The sequence below is a fragment of the Streptomyces sp. NPDC058308 genome, assembly GCF_042880275.1.
GTDB lineage: Bacteria > Actinomycetota > Actinomycetes > Streptomycetales > Streptomycetaceae > Streptomyces.
On sequence record NZ_JBHVZA010000023.1, the window covers coordinates 63839 to 82405 of the forward strand.

An 18567-nucleotide genomic window follows, 5' to 3' on the forward strand; every position below is an offset into this window, starting at 1 on the left:
CAATTGAGTGCGTTGATGTCCGTGTCATGAATGGGTAAAGGGCGTGCTAGGTTCTCCGGCGTCCATCGGTCTTTGATGCGGGAGTCTGAAGAAAATGCGTGTGCCTTCTCGAATAAACTCCGGGCCCAGGCCCGGACGTTCGGACCGAAGAAGGCTCCGCACCCGGCGCGTGGTCACCACGATGACCGCGACGGCCCTGCTGAGTGGACTGCTGACCGCCGAGACGCTGGCGATGACGAGACTGTCCCTGCGTGAACTGCAGAACACAAAGCCGGTACCCGTCACGCCAGTTGAGGGGGGCGAGGCCGCCTCGAAGGACGAAGCAGGCAAGAAGGCTTGGCGGAGCGTGCCCGACGCCGCTTGGCCCGCCCCTGGCTCGGCCAAGGTCGAGATCCCGGCCTCCGGCGCGAAGAACACGAAGAAGCAGTTGACAGCAGGCTCGCTGCCTGTGGATATCGCTCCGGTCAAAAATTCCGTCTCCGGTGAAGTCTCCGTCGAGGTCCTCGACCGCAGGAGCACCGAAAAGGCGGGAGTCTCCGGAGTTCTGCTGTCCGTCGAGTCCGGTGGCGGTGATGCCGAACTCGGCGTCGACTACTCGTCGTTCCGCAACGCCCTGGGAGCCGACTGGGCATCGCGGCTGACGCTGGCGAAGGTCCCTGAGTGCGCGCTGACCGGCTCCCGCCACGGTGACTGCACGGCCGTTCCGGTCGAGTCGGCCCGTAATGACGCGGACAGGCAGATCCTCAGAGCGCGGGTCGACCTGGGGGAGGCTGCCGAAGCCCGTGACGTTCGGAAGCCCAGCGCGCAGGCGTCGGCAGCAGCAAAGTCCGGTGCCCAAGCGCCCGTCCGTCGGGCCCGCTCCTTGTTCGCCGTGCAGGCCGCCCCGTCCGGCGCGAGCGGAGGCGGCGGCGACTTCCGAGCCACGCCCCTGTCCCCGTCCGGATCGTGGGAGGCCGGCGATTCATCCGGCGGCTTCTCCTGGTCGTACGACCTGAACACCCCGGAAGTGCCGGGTGACGTGGGCCCCGAGCTCTCCCTCGGCTACTCCTCGTCCTCGGTCGACGGCCGTACGGCAGCCACCAACAACCAGGCGAACAACGTCGGTGACGGCTGGAGCCTGGAGCCCGGCTTCATCGAGCGCCGCTACAAGTCCTGCAACGCGGACATGAAGGACGGCAACAACAAAGCCAAGAACGGGGACCTCTGCTGGGGCGGCGCCAACGCCGTACTGTCCCTGGGGGGTTCCACCAACGAGCTTGTCCGCGACGACGCCACCGGTGCCTGGAAGCCGCAACACGACGACGGCAGCAAGATCGAGCTCGTCAAGGACGCGGCACGGGGGAACGGAGACAACGACGGGGAGTACTGGAAGGTCACCGACACCGCGGGTGTCCAGTACTTCTTCGGTTACCACAAGCTGCCCGGCTGGAGTGCGGGCAAGACCACCACGAATTCCACCTGGACCGTGCCCGTCCACGGCAACCACGCGGGCGAACCATGCCACAAGGACGCCTTCGCCGACTCCTGGTGTCAGCAGGGCTGGCGCTGGAACCTCGACTACGTCGTCACCCCGCACGGCGACGCGATGGCCTACTACTGGGGCAAGGAGCAGAACCACTACGGGCGCAACGTCAGCCTGGCCGACGGCAAATCGACGGCCACGCCCTACACCCGCGGCGGCTACCTGAAGAAGATCGAGTACGGGCCGCGCAGCGACGACCTGTACACCGGCACCCCCGCCGCGAAAGTCACCTTCACCGCCGCCGAACGCTGCCTTGTCACCTCTTCCTTCGACTGCACGGCGGGCAAGTTTACGGCGGCCAACGCCAAGCACTGGCCCGACGTCCCCTTCGACCAGTACTGCAAGGCCAAGGAGGCGTGCAAGGACCGCTACAGCCCCTCCTTCTGGTCCCGCAAACGCATCCGTGGCATCACCACCGAAATCCGGGCCGGTTCCGGTTACCAGAAGGTCGACTCCTGGAAGCTGACGCACTCCTTCCCCTCCACCGGTGACGGCTCATCACCCGCCCTGTGGCTCAAGAGCGTGCAGCGCACCGGACACACCGGAGGCGTCGCCGAGACGCTGCCCGCCGTCACCTTCCGCGGCACCCAGCTGTCCAACCGCGTCGACAAGACCGGCGACGGCATCCCGCCGCTCATTCGCTACCGCGTCCACGCCATCGACACCGAGTCCGGCGGCACCATCGGCGTCACCTACTCCGCCCCCGAATGCTCGGCCAAGAACCTGCCCGCCGAGCAGACCAACACCAAGCGCTGCTACCCCGTCTACTGGACCTCACCGGACTCACCGGGGGCCGACTACAAGCCGCTCAAGGACTGGTTCCACACCTATGTGGTCACCCAGGTCCGCGAAGAGGACAACGTCGGCGGCGCCCCCGCCAAGCAGACCGACTACACCTACCTCGGCGGCGCCGCCTGGGCGAAGTCGCAGGACGAGTTCACCGAGGCCAAGTACCGAACTCACGCCGACTACCGCGGATACGGCCAGGTCAGGACGGAGACGGGAACGGGCGCCGACGGACCGAAGCTGCGTACCGAGACCCGCTATTTCCGGGGCCTCCCCGGCGCCGGGGTCAAGGACTCCGAAGGCGCCGAGGCCACCGACCATCCCGTGTTCGCGGGGATGACCCGCGACGAGGCCACCTTCGAGGGCGGCAAGGTCGTCGAGGCGTCCGCCTCGGTCCCCTGGAAGTCGGCGGTCACGGCGACCCGCAAACGCGATGGCCTTCCGGCGCTCCAGTCGTTCATGGCCGACGACGGTGGGACAGAGACGGACCGCACGGCAGTCCGGGACGGTTGGCGCCGCACCAAGGTGGAGCGCACCTTCGACGCTCACGGCCGGCTCGCCACCGAGTCCGACCACGGCGACACCGCCAAGTCCGGCGACGAAACCTGCACCACCACGACGTACGCCCGCAACACCGACAAGAACATGGTCGAGTTCGCGGCCTCCGTGAAGACGGTCGCCAAGGCCTGCGGCACCGCGCCGAACCTGCCGAAGGACCTGGTCTCCGAGAAGCGCACCTACTTCGACAACTCCACCACCCTGGGAGCCGCCCCCACCAAGGGCGACGTCACCCGCGCCGACGAACAGAACGCGGCCGGCACCGGGTTCCTCACCGTGGAGCGGAACAAGGCCGACCGGCACGGCAGGACCACGGAGTCCACCGACGCCGCCGGCGCGAAGACCACCACCGAGTACACCCCCGTCACCGGCCACGCGCCGACCAGGACCGCCGTCACCAATGCCCTGGGCCACACCGAAATCACCGAGTCCGACCCCGGCCGGGGCCTGCCCACCGCAAAGGTGGACGCCAACGGTAAGCGCACCGACTCCACTTACGACGGCATGGGGCGGGTGACGAAGGTGTGGGAGCCGGGCTGGACGAAGGCCGACCACCCGGACGCGCCGAGCAAGCAGTTCACGTACACGGTCTCCAGGACGAAGCCGACCGTGGTCACTACCAAGACGCTGCGACACGGCGGCGACTACCGCACCGAGTACGCCTTCCACGACGGCCTGCTGCGCGAGCGCGAGACCCAGACACCCTCCGCCAACGGGGTCGGCCGCGTCATCGGCGAGAAGAAGTACGACTCCCGCGGCCTGGAGTGGAAGACCTACGACGCCTACTACGCCACTGGTGATCCCTCCGACCAGCTGGTGACCGGTGACGACACCAAGGCTCCCGACGCGACCCGCACCGTCTTCGACGGCGCAGGGCGCCCGACCGCGCAGATCAGCGAGAAGTACGGCGACGAGGTCACCCGCACCACCACCCTGTACGGCGGCGACCGCACCACTGTCATTCCGCCCAAGGGCGACACGGCGACCACCACGGTCACCGACGCCCAGGACCGGACCACCGAACTGATCCAGTACACCGACGCCGACCGCACCGCGTCCCAGTCGACGACGTACACCTACACGCCCTCGGGCAAGCAGAAGACGGTCACCGACCCGACCGGCGCGAAGTGGACGTACACCTACGACCACCGCGACCGGACCACGAAGACCGACGACCCCGACAAGGGCGTCACCAGCGCGACCTACGACGCCGCGGACCGCCCGCTCACCACGACCGACGCCCGCGGCACCACGCTGTCCACCACCTACGACGCCCTCGGCCGCAAGACCGCCGTGCAGGAGGGCAAGACGGTCCTGTCCTCGTGGACCTGGGACACGCTCGCCAAGGGGCAGCTCGCCAAGTCCACCCGGCACACTGGCGGCCAGGAGTACGTGACCGAGACCACCGGCCTCGACGACCGCTACCAGCCCACCGCCACCAAAGTGAGCGTCCCCGCCGGGGAAGGCGCCCTCGCGGCCAGTTACCAGTGGACGTACGGCTACAACGCACGCACCGGACTCCTCGACTGGACCCGCCAGCCCGCACTGCCCGGACAGGCTGCCGAACGCGTCACCAACCGCTACGGCAGCAGCCTCCCCTACGACCAGCTCGTCATGACGGGACCCACGGCGCCCGTCCTCGTCAACAACATCACCTACGACCCCTTCGGCCGCCCGCTGCGCACCGAGTACGGCCCCAAGGGGCGTCATGTGTGGGACACGAAGGAATACGACGAGCACACGGGCAACCTGATCCGCACCACCACGGACCGCGAGACCGGGCCCGCCCGCATCGACGACGTCCGCTACGGCTTCGACGTGGCGGGCAACATCAACAGGCTCGTCACTGCGTCCGGCCAGGACGAGCAGCGCTCCGTGGACACCCAGTGCTTCACGACCGACGCCCTGCGTCGCGTCACCAACGCCTGGACGGCGACCGACAGTTGCGCGGCCAAGCCCGACGCCGACGGCAACGAAGGCGGCAAGTCTCCCAAGGTGGGCGGACCGGAAGCGTACTGGCACACCTTCACGTACGACGCCATCGGCAACCGCAGGACGGAGACCCAGCACAAGATCGACGGTGACCCGCTGGCCACCCACGACGTCAAGCGGACCTACTCCTACGGAGAGAAGGGCGCGGCAACCCGCGCGCTGACCTCTGTCACCAACGCCGTGGCGGGCAAGAGCTCCACGGACAGCTACGCCTACGACGCGGCGGGAAACACCACAAGCCGCGACGCGGGGGGCCGTGAGCAGGACCTGTCCTGGGACGCCGAGGGGCACCTGGCAAGAGCGGTCGAGGCGGGCAGGACCACGGAGTACCTCTACAGCGCGGACGGCGACCGAATCCTGTCCAAGACGCCCGACGCCACAACCCTCTACCTGCCGGGCGGCAACGAACTCACCCTCAACAAGGACGGCACCAAGAGCAGCGCCCGCTACTACACCGTGGGCGACGAGACGGTCGCGGTGAAAACCGGCGGTCAGGTCAGCGTCCTGCTCTCCGACCACCTGGGCACGGCCACCACGGCCGTCCTCCTCGGCGCGGGCCAGGCCGTGACCCGCCGCAAGATGCACATCTTCGGTGGGCAGCGCACCGCGCAGTCGGTCAACTGGCCCGGAAGCAAGGGCTTCGTGGGTGGCACCACGGACACCACAGGCCTCACTCACCTCGGTGCCCGCGAGTACGATCCCGCGCTCGGCCGCTTCATCTCGGTCGACCCGATCATGGACACGGCCGACCCGCAGCAGATGCACGGCTACACGTACGGGAACAACAACCCGGTCATCCACGCCGACCCCGACGGCAAGTTCTTCGGCAGCTTCGTCAAGAGGCTCAAGAAGGTGATCAAGACGATGGTCAAGACGGTGGTCAGGGCGGTCAAGCGGTACACGAGCTGGTACGGCCGCCTCAAGCCATACCAGAAGCAGCAGGTACGCATCGCCAACGCGTCGCGGGGCGTCAGCAACAAGTTCTACGACGGAATCGACAAGGCCAGAGCCAAGGCCAAGGCGGATGCCGCCGCGCGGGAGGCACAGAAACGCCAGGACGCCGAACGGCGCCGCAAGGACAGCCTCTGGGGCAACATCAAGAAGGGGCAGTTCGGCGAGGCGTGGAACAAGAGCGGTGGCAAGGTGGTCAGCCATGTGCGCGACCATTGGCGAGGGTACGCGGAAGGCGCAGGCTTCCTGGTCTGCGTGGTGGGTTCCCTCGGAACCTGTGCGGTGGCCGGAGGCGTCGTCGTTGCGGCCAAGTTCGGAGCGGACTACTACACGCACGACCTCAGCTATGCCTGGGATCGGGGCAAGGGAAATACCCGCGGCTATCTGATCGGCATGGGGCTTGGTGCCGCGGGGGGCAAGGCACTGACTCACTTCGGTAAAATGAACGGAGTCGGCCGCTATCTCCCCGCAGGACGTCATGCAGCCGGCGTCCCACAGCACGCCCTGCGCGTGGACCGCTGGTATCAGGGGGCCACATACGGTGCGAACACCGGCCTTGGGCAGGCCGGATGCGGAACGACGATAAACGCACCGGGGTGGTGTTGATCATGGCTGCCGAAGTTGGGCTGCGCAGGAAATGGCGCGTGGCCATGCCGGTCAGAGTCGTCGCCTCCTGCTTGTCCTTGGTGTTTCTCTTCTTCAGTGGAAGCGCCATTTGGCCGTGGTTCACGGGGGCGCCCGCGGCCGAATACATGCTCGCCTGCCCGGTCTTCCTCGGTGGTGCGATCGCCGGATTCCTGTATTCCTTCGGGACGTCCGTCGTGGTAACCGAAGACCGGCTGATCGTTCGCAATTTGGGTCTCGTCGATTCGATTCCGCTTCAGGAGATCCAGTCCGTCGAGGCCGGTTACAGCGGGCTGACGATCACAGCGAGCGGTGGGAGGGTGCTGCGCGGGCGTGCTGTGGAGAAGCCGAACTACGCACGGTGGCTGGGGCGGCGTACGCGCGCGGACCGGGTCGTGCAGGACATCCGGTTCGCGTCCGGCCTGACGGCGGGCAGACCCGGTCGCGGGCGTGCCCCGGGGTGACGAGCACGGGGAAGGCGATTCCGCGCCGCTCCGGAAAGCGATGGGTCCTGCTGTCACCGCCTCTTCCTGCTGGGTCTCATGGTGAGACTCGTGCGCGCGGCCGTGGCGAGTTCGTATGCTGACGTCATGAGGCGTACTTCCTTTGCGAACTGGCCGTGCTCCATCGCCCGCACGATGGACCTGCTCGGCGACTGGTGGACGCCGCTCGTGCTGCGCGAGGCGTTCTACGGCATCAAGCGGTTCGACGCCTTCCAGCGCGAGCTCGGCATCGCCAGGAACACCCTCACCGACCGGCTTCGCCGCCTCGTCGACGAAGGTCTCCTGGAGAAGCGGGCCTACCAGCAGGACCCGGTGCGCCACGACTACGTGCTCACCGAGAAGGGCCGTGACTTCTTCGGCGTGCTCGCCGCCATGAACAGCTGGGGCGATCGCTGGCTCAGCGGCGAGGAGGGCGCACCGGTCGTCTTCCACCACGACCGCTGCGGCCACGACAGCCACGCCGAGGTCGTGTGCGCCGACTGCAAGGAGCCGATGACGGCCGCGAACACGACCCCGCGCATGGGCCCCGGCTATCCGCCCCGCCTCGCCGAACGCCCGGACGTCCAGGCGCGGTTCACCCGCTGACGGCACCGCGACCCCGGTGCGCGCCCCGCCCCGGGCCGGCTCTTGACGAGTGAGTCTATCTACGCAACTCTCAAGGTCAGGTAGCCAGCCAGGACTCCCAAGCTCAGGCGAGCACGACCCGGAGGGTGATCGACAATGGAGTGGACAGGCGCGCGTTACGCGGACGGACCGACGGTCGAGGTGGGCGAGCGGATCGCCGCCTCGCCGGAACAGGTGTGGGAACTGGTCTCGGACATCGGCCTGATGCCCGCGCTGAGCGGCGAATTGGAGTCGGTCGCCTGGCTGGACGGCGTGACGGGCCCCGCGCCCGGCGCGCGGTTCACCGGGCGCAGCCGTCATGAGTCCCTGGGGGAGTGGGAGACCACGTCGCACATCGTGGCGTGCGAGGCGCCGCTCGAGTTCGCCTGGGCGGTGGGCGACCTCGAACGGCCCGGCGCCCTCTGGCGGTTCGGGCTCGCGGCGCAGCAGGACGGCGGCACGCTCCTGACGCAGTGGGTGCGGCTGGGCCCGGGCCGCTCCGGGCTCTCCCTCGCGATCGAGCGGATGCCGGACAAGGAGCAGAAGATCGTGTTCGTACGGCTGAGGGAGTTCGAGCGGGGCATGGCGGCCACGGTCGGCGCGATCAAGGCGCTGGCCGAGGGCGAGCAGACCGTGGCAGGGGTGCGTGCGTGATGCGTACGTCGACGACGGTCGAGGCGTCCGGGGCGAATTGGCGGGAGACCGTCGACTTCGTCACCGAGGCCGAGAAGCTCGGCATGGACATCTGCTGGGTGGCGGAGGCGTGGGGTTCCGAGGCGCCGTCCCCGCTCGGCTACCTGGCGGCCCGCACCGAACGGATGCTGCTGGGCTCCGGCATTATCCAGCTCGCCACCCGCAGCCCCGTCGCCATCGCCCGGGCCGCCCTCACGCTCTCGCAGATCTCCGAAGGACGTTTCCTGCTGGGTCTCGGGCCTTCGGGGCCGCAGGTGATCGAAGGGCTGCACGGCGTACCGTTCGCGCGCCCGCTCTCCCGGATGCGGGAGACCGTGGAGATCGTCCGCCGGGCGGCGTCGGGCGAGAAGATCGTCCATGAAGGACGGGAGTTCACCGTCCCGCTGCCGGGCGGCGAGGCCAGGCCGATGCGCCTGTCGCTGCGCGCCGAGTACGACCTGCCGGTCTATCTCGCCACCCTCTCCCCGAAGATGCTCCGGCTGACGGGCGAGGTCGCGGACGGCTGGCTCGGCACCAGTTTCGTGCCGGAGGGCGCCAAGGAGGCGTACTTCGACCACCTGGACGAGGGGCTCGGCGCGTCCGGGCGCACCCGCGCCGACCTCGACATCTGCCAGGGCGCCGAAGTGGCGTTCGCGGACGACGAGGAGGGGCTGCGCGCGATGGTCGCCGGACGCAAGAAGGAACTCGCCTTCAGCCTCGGCGGGATGGGCTCCGCCACGACCAACTTCTACAACAGCGCCTACAGCAGGCAGGGCTGGGCCGAAGTGGCCGCCGAGGTCCGTGAGCGCTGGCAGGCGGGCGACCGCGACGGCGCGGCCGGCCTCGTCACCGACGAGATGGTCCTCGCGACCACGCTGATCGGCACCGAGGAGATGGTGCGCGAGCGGCTGCGGGTCTGGCGCGCGGCCGGCGTGGACACGGTGCGGTTCTACCCGGCGGGCGACACGCTCGACGCGCGCCTCGACACGCTGGGCCGGGCGATCGGTCTCGTGCGCGAGCTGGATGCCGCGTGATCCAGCTCACCGCAGGTGACAGAGGTAAAGGGGTTACGCTTCTTTCATAGTTCTCGTACTCAAGAGCAGAGGAACCTGCGATGGAGACTGTGGAGACGGCGCGACCCGCTGAGGCGGGCGCCCGGAGCGAAACCTCGCGGGGCCAGGCGTCGCGCGCCGCACGCCTGTTGGGCCGGCCCTTCACCCTCGGCGACCTGACACTGCGCAACCGCATCGCGATGGCGGCCGTGACCCGGCGCTTCTCGCCGGACGGCGTGCCCGGCGAGGACGTCGCCGCGTACTACGCGCGGCGGGCGGCCGGGGGCGCGGGCCTGATCGTCACCGAAGGCACGTACGTACGACGGGACGCGGCCGCCGCGTACGACAGGGTGCCGCACTTCCACGGCGAGCGGGCGCTGACCGGCTGGGCGCGGGTGGCCGAGCGGGTGCACGAGGCGGGCGGGCGGATCATGCCCCAGCTCTGGCACACCGGTGTGCTGCGGACGGACGCCGGGCCGCGGCCCGGCGTCCTCGCGGAAGGCCCTTCCGGTCTCGACCTCGACGGGTGCGAGTACGGCAGAGCCATGACCCTCGACGACATCGACGCGGTCGTCCACGCCTTCGCCGAGGCCGCGGCCGCCGCCGAACGCATTGGCTTCGACGGCGTTGAACTGCACGGCGCCCACGGCTATTTGATCGACAGTTTTCTGTGGCGCACCACCAACGCCCGCACCGATGCCTACGGCGGCGGCCCCGCATCCCGCGCCCGGTTCGCCGCCGAGATCGTCGCCGCCGTGCGGGGCGCGGTCTCGCCCGGATTCCCTGTCCTGTTCCGGCTCTCGCAGTGGAAGACCGACCGCTACGACGCGCGGATCGCCGAACGCCCCCAGGACCTGGAGGCGCTTCTCGCCCCGCTGGCCGAAGCGGGAGCGGACGCCTTCCACGCCTCGACGCGCCGCTACTGGCTCCCGGAGTTCGACGGCAGCGACCTGAACCTCGCGGGCTGGACGAAGAAGCTCACCGGCAAGCCGTCGATCACGGTCGGCTCCATCGGCCTCGACCAGCAGTTCGCGGGCGCGCCGGGGCGGACCCAGCGATCCGGGGTCACCGGCATCGCCCCGCTGCTCGACCGTCTGGAGCGCGACGAGTTCGACCTCGTCGCGGTCGCCCGCGCGCTCATCGCCGACCCAGAATGGCCCGCGAAGGCGCTCACCGGCCGCCTCGACGAAGCCGTGCCCTACGACGCCGCGCTCCTCAGCGACCTGGTGTGAGGACGTGACAGAGTGAAACGCCCTCGTACGAACCCCGGAGAGTGAGCCACGATGACCTGGTCGGCGACCGAGCGCTACCGCCTGGAGGCCGCGCCCGGCGGCCTCGGACTCGTCCAGGACCTGCTCAACACCGTCGCCGCCGGGCCCGAGCACCGGGACCTGCTCGCCGGCGTTGCCGACGCGCAGGCCTGGGCGGACGAGGCGGCGGCCGCGTGGGCGGACGTCACCGGCCGGTCCGCGCCCCGGGTGACCCTGGACGCCGAAGGGCTGCGCGAGCTCCGTGCTGTGCGCGACGGTCTGCGGGAGGTCGCGGCGCGGGGCGCCGGGACCGGGGAGCCGGCGCCGGTCCCGGAGCTCTCCGCCGCGACCGCGCTGCGACTCGGCGAGGACGGTGTCGTACGCCTGGAACCCCGCGGCAGCGGTCGGCACCACCTGGTCGCGGTGATCCTCGCGGAGATGTACGAGGGGCAGCGGGCGGACACCGCACGGCGGCTGAAGTCCTGCCGCAACCCGCTCTGCCGCGTCGCCTTCTACGACCGGTCCCGCAACAACAGCGGCGTCTGGCACGACGTCAAGACGTGCGGCAACACGGCGAATCTGCGGGCCTACCGCGCCCGGCAGCGGGAGCGGTAGGCCCGGGGACGCGGCGGCTGCCGCGCGGGGTCAGGACTCGATCGGGCTCAGGACGAAGAGCGGGATCTCGCGGGACGTCTTCTTCTGGTACTCGGCGTAGTCCGGCCAGACCGCCACCGCGCGCTCCCACCAGAGCTCCCGCTCCTCGCCGGAGGCGACCCGCGCGCGGTAGTCCCGCTTCACCGTGCCGTCCTGCAGCTCCACATGCGGCTGGGAGATCAGGTTGTGGTACCAGGACGGGTTGGCGGGATCACCGCCCTTCGACGCCACCACGGCGTACTCCCCGGCGTGTTCGACGCGCATCAGGGGATTCTTGCGGAGCTTCCCGCTCTTGGCGCCGACCGAGGTCAGCACGACGACCGGCTTTCCCTTCATGGTCGTCCCCTCCGTACCGCCGGAGCGCTCGTACACATCGACCTGCTTGCTCGCCCAGTCCCAGGTACCGGGCTCGTATTCTCCAGTCAGAGGCATACCTTCCACATCGGCCTGCGCCTGCGTGTTGTTACGCCCCGTGACAGCCAGTTCACGCCATCAGTCGCTCAGGGACTACGCGCCCCCTGCCGACGGGTTCCGGTCCCTTGTGCGTTAGAAAGTACCCAAATGATTCAGTCGACAGCGGGAGTGGACGTGGCGGGGCCGGACATACCCGAGGAGTACCTCGACGGCTATGCAGGCATCCTGGCCGCCGCCGCGGCGACCGGGCGCAGGCTGACCCGCGAGGAGTTGGAGTCGCGGCGCGTGCTCGGGGAGCGAGCCGCCGACGCCGGGCTCGGACTGCGGGCGCTGGTGCGTGCGCACCTGGCGGCGACGCGGGCGTACTGGCCGGCCGCCGGGGCGGCCTCGGTGGACAGCGTGCTGGCCGCGGCCGGGCAGGCCGTGGACGCCCTCGCCGAGGGGTACGAACGGGCCCAGCGCCTCGCGGTCCGTCAGGAGGAGGCCGCCCGGCGGGAGTTCATCGACGACCTGCTGCACGGCCGCAGCGACCTGGGCCTGCTCGCCGAGCGCGCGGAACGCTTCGGGCTGCGCCTCTCCTACGAACACGCGGTCGCCGTCGCCCAGGGCGCCAGTGGCTACGAGGAGGGGGACACCGTCGCCCGCGAGGTCGAGCGCGCGCTGATCGGCCGGTTCGGCGGCCGCAGCATCCTGGTCACCACCAAGGACGGCCGGCTCGTCTGCATCGCCCCCGGTGACCAGCGCGAGGTCCTCACGTTCTTCGCCAAGCGCGCGTACGCGGCCACCGACGGCGGGCGCGTCGTCATCGGCCGCCCGCAGCCCGGCCCCGGCGGCGTCGTCCAGTCCTACGAGGAGGCGCTGGGCGGCCTGGACCTGGCCGCACGCCTGGAGCTCGACGGACCGGTGCTGCACGCCGCCGACCTGCTCGTCTACCCCGTGCTGACCCGCGACCGGCAGGCCATGGCCGATCTGGTGGTCCATACGCTCGGACCGCTGCGGCAGGCCCGCGGCGGGGCGCAGCCCCTCATCGACACCCTCGCCGCGTTCTTCGACGCGGGGTGTGTCGCGGCGGAGGCGGCCCGCCGCCTGTCGCTGAGCGTGCGCGCCCTGACCTACCGCCTCGACCGCATCCACAAGCTCACCGGAGCCAGCCCGGCCGATCCCATGCACCGCTACACGCTGCAGACCGCGGTGATCGGTGCACGACTGCTCGACTGGCCCGGCAAGCAGTTCTGATCGCGTCGGTACGCCGGGCGGACGCGGCCTGGCCCAGTTGCTAGTCCAGCTGCGGGATCTCGATGGCGGGGCAGCGGTTCATGACCATCTCCAGGCCCGCCGCGCGGGTCCTGTCGTACGCCGCCTCGTCGACCACGCCGAGCTGGAACCAGACCGCCCGCGCGCCGGCGGCGACCGCCTCGTCGGCGACCGGACCCGCAAGCGCGCTGTTGACGAACACGTCGACCACGTCGACCGGGAACGGCACGGCGGACAGGGACGGATATCCCTGTTCGCCGTGGACCGTCTCGGCCTTGGGATGGACCGGTACGACCCGCTTGCCGAAGCGCTGCAGCACGGCCGCGACCCCGTGCGCGGCCCGGTCCTGGTTGTTGGACAGGCCCACGACGGCCCAGGTGTCGCCGAGCTCCGTCAGGATCTTGCGCACCGTTTCCTGGTCGCCGTACATGACCTGCCTCCTCTGGATCGCGGCCGGATGCCGTTAAGGCCGCGCGCGGGTCAGACGTTCACACCGAAGTCCGACGCGATGCCGCGCAGCCCACTGGCGTAACCCTGGCCGACCGCGCGGAATTTCCACTCCGCCCCGTGCCGGTAGAGCTCGCCGAAGACCATGGCGGTCTCCGTCGAGGCGTCCTCGGACAGGTCGTAGCGGGCGATCTCGACGCCGTCCGCCTGGTTCACCACGCGGATGAACGCGTTGCGGACCTGGCCGAAGCTCTGGCCGCGGTTCTCGGCGTCGTGGATCGAGACCGGGAAGACGATCTTCGAGATGTCCGTGGGCACCTGCGCGAGGTTCACCTTCACGGCCTCGTCGTCGCCCTCGCCCTCACCGGTGAGGTTGTCGCCGGTGTGCTCGACCGAGCCGTCCGGGCTCGTCAGGTTGTTGTAGAAGACGAAGTGCTGGTCGGAGACGACCTTGCCGGAGTCGTCGCAGAGCAGCGCGCTGGCGTCGAGGTCGTAGTCGGTGCCGGTCGTGGTGCGCACGTCCCATCCCAGGCCGACCAGTACTGCGGTGAGGCCCGGGGCCTCCTTGCTGAGCGAGACGTTGCCGCCCTTGGCCAGGGAAACTCCCACGATGTCCTCCTGAGGTCCGTGTTCTGGGTACTGGATGCTGGCTTCCCGAAATCTACAGGAATGTAGAAGTGGGCCGTGCGGCGGTGCCCCGTTACGATAGGGCGCTCCCCGTCCGCCGTGGAGTACGCAGAGGCTGGAGGGTTTCCGGGCATGACGCACCACGACGAGCACGACGAGCGGCCCCCGCGGCTGCGCCGCCGCGCGCAGGGCGAGCTGGAGTCGCAGGTGCTCGCCGCGCTGCACGCCGCACGCGGACCCGTCAGTGCAGCCTGGGTGCAGCAGCGCATCGGAGGCGACCTCGCGTACACGACCGTCATGACCATCCTCACCCGCCTCCTCGCGAAGAACGCGGTCACCCGCGAACGCGCCGGCCGGTCGTTCGCGTGGCTGCCCGCCTCGGACGAGGCGGGGCTCGCGGCCTTCCGCATGCGCAAGGTGCTCGACGGCGAGAGCGACCGCGAGGCCGTGCTCGCCAGCTTCGTCACGACCCTCACGCCCGACGACGAGCAGCTCCTGCGCGGACTGCTCGGCCGGGCGGGCGCCGAGGCCGACGACTGACGCCCGATGGGGGTTCTCCACTGATGGGCGTCTTCGTCTTCCTGCCGCTGGTGCTGCCGCTGACCGCGTGGCCGATCGCCCGCCTCGCCGAGCAGCACCTCCACCCGCGCACCGCGACCCGGCTGCTCACCGCGGTCGCCGGTGTGATGGCCCTGTGCAGCACGCTCTGCCTGGCGCTCCTGATGGTCGTCGGCACCGCCCAACTGCCGGGCAACCCCCTGCCGGACGGCTGGTCCGACCCCGAGGTGCGCGCGGCCGTCCCCTATGACGAGGTCGCGGGGAAGGTCGCGATCCCCGCCCTGCTCGCGGTCTGCGCCGCCTGCGCGCACACCCTGTGGCGGCACGCGCGCGTACGGGTGCGCGGGCGCCGCGTCCTCGACGGGCTGCGCGGCCGCTCCGTCGCCGTGCTCGCCGACGAGGCCTCGTACGCCTACGCCCTGCCGTCGCGCGCCGGCGGCCGCGTCGTCGTCACCACCGGCATGCTCGCCCGGCTCGCGGCCCCGGAGCGCCGCGCGCTGTTCGCCCACGAGCGGGCCCATCTGTCCGCGCGCCACCACCGGCATCTGGTCGTGACGCAGCTGGCGGCCCGCGCCAATCCCTTCCTGCGGCCGCTGCGCACCTCCGTCGCCTACGCCGCGGAGCGCTGGGCCGACGAGGCGGCCGCCCGCGAGGTACGGGACCGCCGGGTCGTCGCCCGCGCGATCGGCAAGGCGGCCCTGGTCTCGCGCGGCGTGCCCGCGCCGACCCTCGCGGGACTCGCGGCCCCGGGGCCCGTGCCGCGCCGGGTCGCCGCGCTTCTCGCCCCGGCGCCGGCGGCGCGCACCCGTCCGTCCGTGTTCACGGCGGTGGGGCTCGCCCTGTGGTCCGCGGCCTTCGGCACCGCCGTTTCCGCGATGTCCTCGGCGAACTCCGCCGTCACGATGGTCCTCATCCTGCGCGCGGCCACGCCGCTGTGAACGCGTGGCCGCGGCGCCGGAACCGGCGTTCCTGAGCCCGGTCGTCAAACTCGCGTCGTTAGCCCGGGGCAGGCGGGAGTTTTTTGACGACAGGACCTAGAGGTCGAACTCGTGCGGCGGCAGGTCGAGCGCGAAGCACGCCTCCCGCACGACGGCCTGCTCGTCCTTGTCGAAGTCGCCGTCGGCGCCGCCGATGACGATGCCGATCTGGATGACCGCGCGGGCCTCCGCGGGCTTCTTCTTCGCCTTGGCGACCTCCTGGAGAACGCTGACCTTGCCGAAGGCGAAGTCGGCGGTCAGCTTGTCGACGTATTCGTCGAAGCGGCGGCGCAGGTCGTCCGCGGGGAAGTTCTGCAGGACCTCGTTCGTGCCGATGAGCTGGGCCACGCGCTGGCGCTCGGACGGGTCCACGGTGCCGTCGGCGGCCGCCACCAGGGCGCACATCGCCATGCTCGCGTCGCGGAAGGCGCCGCTCTTGAGGTCGTTCTTCTTCGCCATCAACTGGGTCTGCATCGTCGATGCGGATTCCTTGACGCGGTCCCACAGGGCCATGGGGAAAACTCCGTAAACGTATCGGTGTATCAGGGGTGTTGGACAAGGGGCCCGGTACGCTGCGCGCAGGTCCGGGTCCTCGCCTATTTCTACAGCAGAGTAGAAACTAGCAGTCGGACCGAGAAGTTCCCGCCCGGTTCCCGCCCAGCGGAAGGTGCGCGCGATGACTCCGACGGCACAAGAGCTCCTGCGGACCACGGCCGCCCGCCTCGCCCCCGATCCCGGCACGAACCCCCTCGTCCCGCGCATCGCCGACGGCTCGGCGCGCGTGCGGACGCTCGCCGTCCTCGCGCTGGAGCAGCGGCACGTCATCCCCGCGGACCGGCGCTCCTTCCAGCACCTGGCGCGGCGCGCGGCCGAGTCCAGGGACCTGGAGTCCGCCGCGTTCTTCGAGACCCTCGCCGACGGCGAGAGCCTCGCCGGGGAACGGCTCACCCCGTTGCTCGACGCCTGCGCGGTGAGCAAGGACGAGGCGGCGACGTACGAACCGCAGGCGGGCTGCCAGGCCTACCCGGCGTACGTGGCCTGGCTCGCCCTGAACGGCGAACCGGCCGACGTCGTCCTCGCCCTCACCGCGAACTTCGCGGTCTGGGGCCGCAGCTGCGCGACCATCGCCCGGGCGCTGCGCGACCACTACGGTTTCGCGGACGAGGCCTGCGGATTCTTCGACCTCTTCGCCGAGCCCGCACCGGACCTCGACCGGCAGGCGCTCGCCGCGGTGCGGGCCGGTCTGGGCCGGGGCCGTGTGACGACGGCGCACCTGCGCTTCGGCACGCTGGTGGGGCGCTACGAAGAGATGTTCTGGGAGACGCTCGCGAGCAGCGAGGCCGAGGGGCAGGTCAAGGGCTGACCTGCCGCGGCCGGGCGAGTGCGAACCGGCGCCGCCGGGCCTAGGCCCTGTCGTCAAGCTCGCGTCGTTCGCCCGGAGGGCGGCCTCGCGGCGTCTGGTGCGTGCGATCGCAAGGCGGAGGGTCATCCCGGTACTGGGCGTACCGGGATGAGCCCGACAACGCGGCGAGCGTGCGTGCCAGGCGTCGCGAGGCAGACGGGAGTTTGACGACAGGGCCCAGGGCGAGGCAGCTCACCCGACCGGCAGCGCCGACGTCACCGGCAGGACGATGGCCGTCGCCGCGATCCCGTCCCGTACGACCCACTGACCGGAGAACCCCGTCAGCTCGACGCCCTCCACCACGGGCCCCTCGACCAGGAGCCGCGCGGTGAACGTCCCGTCCGGGGTCAGCTCCACCCGGGCGTCCTCGAAACCGAGCCAGCGGCCGGTGAGGGGGAACCACGTCTTGTAGACGGACTCCTTGGCGCTGAACAGCAGCCGGTCCCAGGGCGTGGCCGGATACCGGGCGCCGAGTGCGGCGAGCGCGGTGCGCTCCGCCTCGTCGGCCACCAGGTTCAGGACGTCGGGGTCGCGCAGCGGCTCGCCCGGCTCCGCGTCGATGCCGAGCGAGGTCACCTCGCCCGCGCGTGCCACGACCGCCGCGCGGTACCCGGCGCAGTGCGTCATGCTGCCGACGACACCGGCCGGCCAGCCCGGCGCCCCGCGCTGTCCCGGCAGGATCGGCGCGGGCGGCACACCGATGCGGGCCAGTGCCGTACGGGCGCAGTGCCGCACGGTGGTGAACTCGTTGCGCCGCTTGGCCACCGCGTTCGCGACGACCGCCTCCTCCTCGGGGAAGAGAACGGCGTCGGCCGGATCGTGGTGGGTCTCGACGACCGTGACGGGCACGCCGGCGAGCAGGGTTGCCAAGGGCCCGGCGGGGCCCGGGTCTTGGCGTACGGGTATCGAAGGTGACGTCACGAGAGATCACGGTACCGGGCGGTCCCCGCACACGGGCGTCCTGTGGCCCACGCCACCCGGCCGCCCTCCCGGGTGCGGCCGGCCACCGACGAGCGCATACGCTGGCGTGATGCAGGACGAGTACCGCACAGTGGCCCGCGAGGGCGTGCACGAGACCGAGATCAACCGCTCGCGCTTCCTGTGTGCCCTGGCGCCCGCGGCCACCGAACGGGAGGCCCAGGACTTCGTCGCCCGCATCCGCAAGGAACACCCCACCGCCAGCCACAACTGCTTCGCCTACGTCATCGGGGCCGACGCCGCCGTACAGAAGGCGAGCGACGACGGCGAGCCCGGCGGCACCGCGGGCGTCCCCATGCTGCAGATGCTGATGCGCCGCGACATGCGGTACGTCGCCGCCGTCGTGACCCGCTACTACGGAGGCGTGAAACTCGGCGCGGGCGGTCTCATCCGCGCCTATGGAGGAGCGGTCGGCGAGGCGCTCGACACACTCGGCACCGTGACCCGCCGCCGCTTCCGGCTCGCCACCGTCACGGTCGACCACCAGCGTGCGGGCAAGGTGCAGAACGATCTGCGGACGGCCGGCCGCGAGGTACGGGACGTGCGCTACGGCGACGCGGTCACGATCGAGATCGGCCTGCCCGACGCCGACGTGGAGGCCTTCAGGAGCTGGCTGGCCGACGCCACCGCGGGCAGCGCGGCGTTCGAGCTCGGGGGAGAGGCGTACGGGGACGCCTGACGCGCGCGCGACGGTGGCACCCGGACGAGCGTGCACCGGGGGACCCTGAGGGGGAACGGTTGCG

General features: G+C 70.6%; 17 protein-coding genes. 12 read left to right on the top strand and 5 right to left on the bottom strand.

Annotated features, from left to right (window positions below):
- Positions 1-181 precede the first annotated feature (181 nt).
- From ACFVYL_RS27700 to ACFVYL_RS27730, 7 genes are all read left to right on the top strand, one after another.
- Complete coding sequence (locus ACFVYL_RS27700; protein WP_389720468.1) at positions 182-6415, top strand: RHS repeat-associated core domain-containing protein; 6234 nt, start codon at positions 182-184, stop codon at positions 6413-6415.
- A 2-nt stretch (positions 6416-6417) separates the two neighbouring features.
- Positions 6418-6897 (top strand): hypothetical protein, encoded by a 480-nt coding sequence (locus ACFVYL_RS27705; protein ID WP_389720470.1) that lies wholly within the window; start codon positions 6418-6420, stop codon positions 6895-6897.
- A 126-nt stretch (positions 6898-7023) separates the two neighbouring features.
- Positions 7024-7521, top strand: coding sequence for a winged helix-turn-helix transcriptional regulator (locus ACFVYL_RS27710; RefSeq protein ID WP_389720473.1), 498 nt, complete (start codon positions 7024-7026; stop codon positions 7519-7521).
- Between the two features lie 135 nt (positions 7522-7656).
- Positions 7657-8193, top strand: coding sequence for an SRPBCC family protein (locus tag ACFVYL_RS27715; protein ID WP_389720476.1), 537 nt, complete (start codon positions 7657-7659; stop codon positions 8191-8193).
- Positions 8193-9245 carry an LLM class flavin-dependent oxidoreductase gene (locus ACFVYL_RS27720; protein WP_389720479.1) on the top strand — a complete coding sequence of 351 codons (1053 nt, stop codon included), beginning with the start codon at positions 8193-8195 and terminating at the stop codon, positions 9243-9245. The genes ACFVYL_RS27715 and ACFVYL_RS27720 overlap by 1 nt, the downstream gene beginning before the upstream one ends.
- Before the next feature lie 80 nt (positions 9246-9325).
- Positions 9326-10495: a 12-oxophytodienoate reductase gene (locus ACFVYL_RS27725; protein ID WP_389720482.1), complete on the top strand. Its 1170-nt coding sequence runs from the start codon at positions 9326-9328 to the stop codon at positions 10493-10495.
- 51 nt (positions 10496-10546) lie between these two features.
- Complete coding sequence (locus ACFVYL_RS27730) at positions 10547-11128, top strand: CGNR zinc finger domain-containing protein (protein ID WP_389720485.1); 582 nt, start codon at positions 10547-10549, stop codon at positions 11126-11128.
- A 30-nt stretch (positions 11129-11158) separates the two neighbouring features.
- Here the strand turns inward: ACFVYL_RS27730 and ACFVYL_RS27735 are convergent, their stop codons facing one another.
- Positions 11159-11599 (bottom strand): nitroreductase family deazaflavin-dependent oxidoreductase, encoded by a 441-nt coding sequence (locus ACFVYL_RS27735; RefSeq protein ID WP_389720488.1) that lies wholly within the window; start codon positions 11597-11599, stop codon positions 11159-11161.
- A gap of 129 nt (positions 11600-11728) precedes the next feature.
- Between ACFVYL_RS27735 and ACFVYL_RS27740 the strand changes: the two genes are divergently transcribed.
- A complete protein-coding gene (locus ACFVYL_RS27740) occupies positions 11729-12817 on the top strand; it encodes a PucR family transcriptional regulator (protein ID WP_389720491.1) in 1089 nt (362 codons plus the stop codon).
- 40 nt (positions 12818-12857) lie between these two features.
- On the opposite strand, the gene ACFVYL_RS27745 is transcribed toward ACFVYL_RS27740, so the two are convergent.
- Together ACFVYL_RS27745 and ACFVYL_RS27750 are read right to left on the bottom strand one after the other, a co-directional pair.
- Entirely contained in the window at positions 12858-13265 is a 408-nt protein-coding gene (locus tag ACFVYL_RS27745; protein WP_389720494.1) for a CoA-binding protein, read from the bottom strand.
- 50 nt (positions 13266-13315) lie between these two features.
- A complete protein-coding gene (locus ACFVYL_RS27750; RefSeq protein WP_389720496.1) occupies positions 13316-13891 on the bottom strand; it encodes a TerD family protein in 576 nt (191 codons plus the stop codon).
- 150 nt (positions 13892-14041) lie between these two features.
- Here ACFVYL_RS27750 and ACFVYL_RS27755 point away from each other — a divergent pair, with 150 nt between their 5' ends.
- On the top strand, positions 14042-14449 hold the full coding sequence (locus ACFVYL_RS27755; protein ID WP_389720499.1) for a BlaI/MecI/CopY family transcriptional regulator: 408 nt from the start codon (positions 14042-14044) through the stop codon (positions 14447-14449).
- A gap of 23 nt (positions 14450-14472) precedes the next feature.
- Positions 14473-15405: a M56 family metallopeptidase gene (locus ACFVYL_RS27760; RefSeq protein ID WP_389720501.1), complete on the top strand. Its 933-nt coding sequence runs from the start codon at positions 14473-14475 to the stop codon at positions 15403-15405.
- 96 nt (positions 15406-15501) lie between these two features.
- On the opposite strand, the gene ACFVYL_RS27765 is transcribed toward ACFVYL_RS27760, so the two are convergent.
- Positions 15502-15957, bottom strand: a complete 456-nt coding sequence (locus tag ACFVYL_RS27765; RefSeq protein WP_150164242.1) for a tellurite resistance TerB family protein — start codon at positions 15955-15957, stop codon at positions 15502-15504.
- Positions 15958-16120: 163 nt separating this feature from the next.
- Between ACFVYL_RS27765 and ACFVYL_RS27770 the strand changes: the two genes are divergently transcribed.
- On the top strand, positions 16121-16807 hold the full coding sequence (locus tag ACFVYL_RS27770; protein WP_389720503.1) for a transcriptional regulator: 687 nt from the start codon (positions 16121-16123) through the stop codon (positions 16805-16807).
- A 231-nt stretch (positions 16808-17038) separates the two neighbouring features.
- On the opposite strand, the gene ACFVYL_RS27775 is transcribed toward ACFVYL_RS27770, so the two are convergent.
- Positions 17039-17716 (bottom strand): 4'-phosphopantetheinyl transferase, encoded by a 678-nt coding sequence (locus tag ACFVYL_RS27775; RefSeq protein WP_389720721.1) that lies wholly within the window; start codon positions 17714-17716, stop codon positions 17039-17041.
- A gap of 160 nt (positions 17717-17876) precedes the next feature.
- Between ACFVYL_RS27775 and ACFVYL_RS27780 the strand changes: the two genes are divergently transcribed.
- Positions 17877-18503 carry a YigZ family protein gene (locus ACFVYL_RS27780; RefSeq protein ID WP_389720505.1) on the top strand — a complete coding sequence of 209 codons (627 nt, stop codon included), beginning with the start codon at positions 17877-17879 and terminating at the stop codon, positions 18501-18503.
- The last annotated feature ends 64 nt before the right edge of the window (positions 18504-18567 follow it).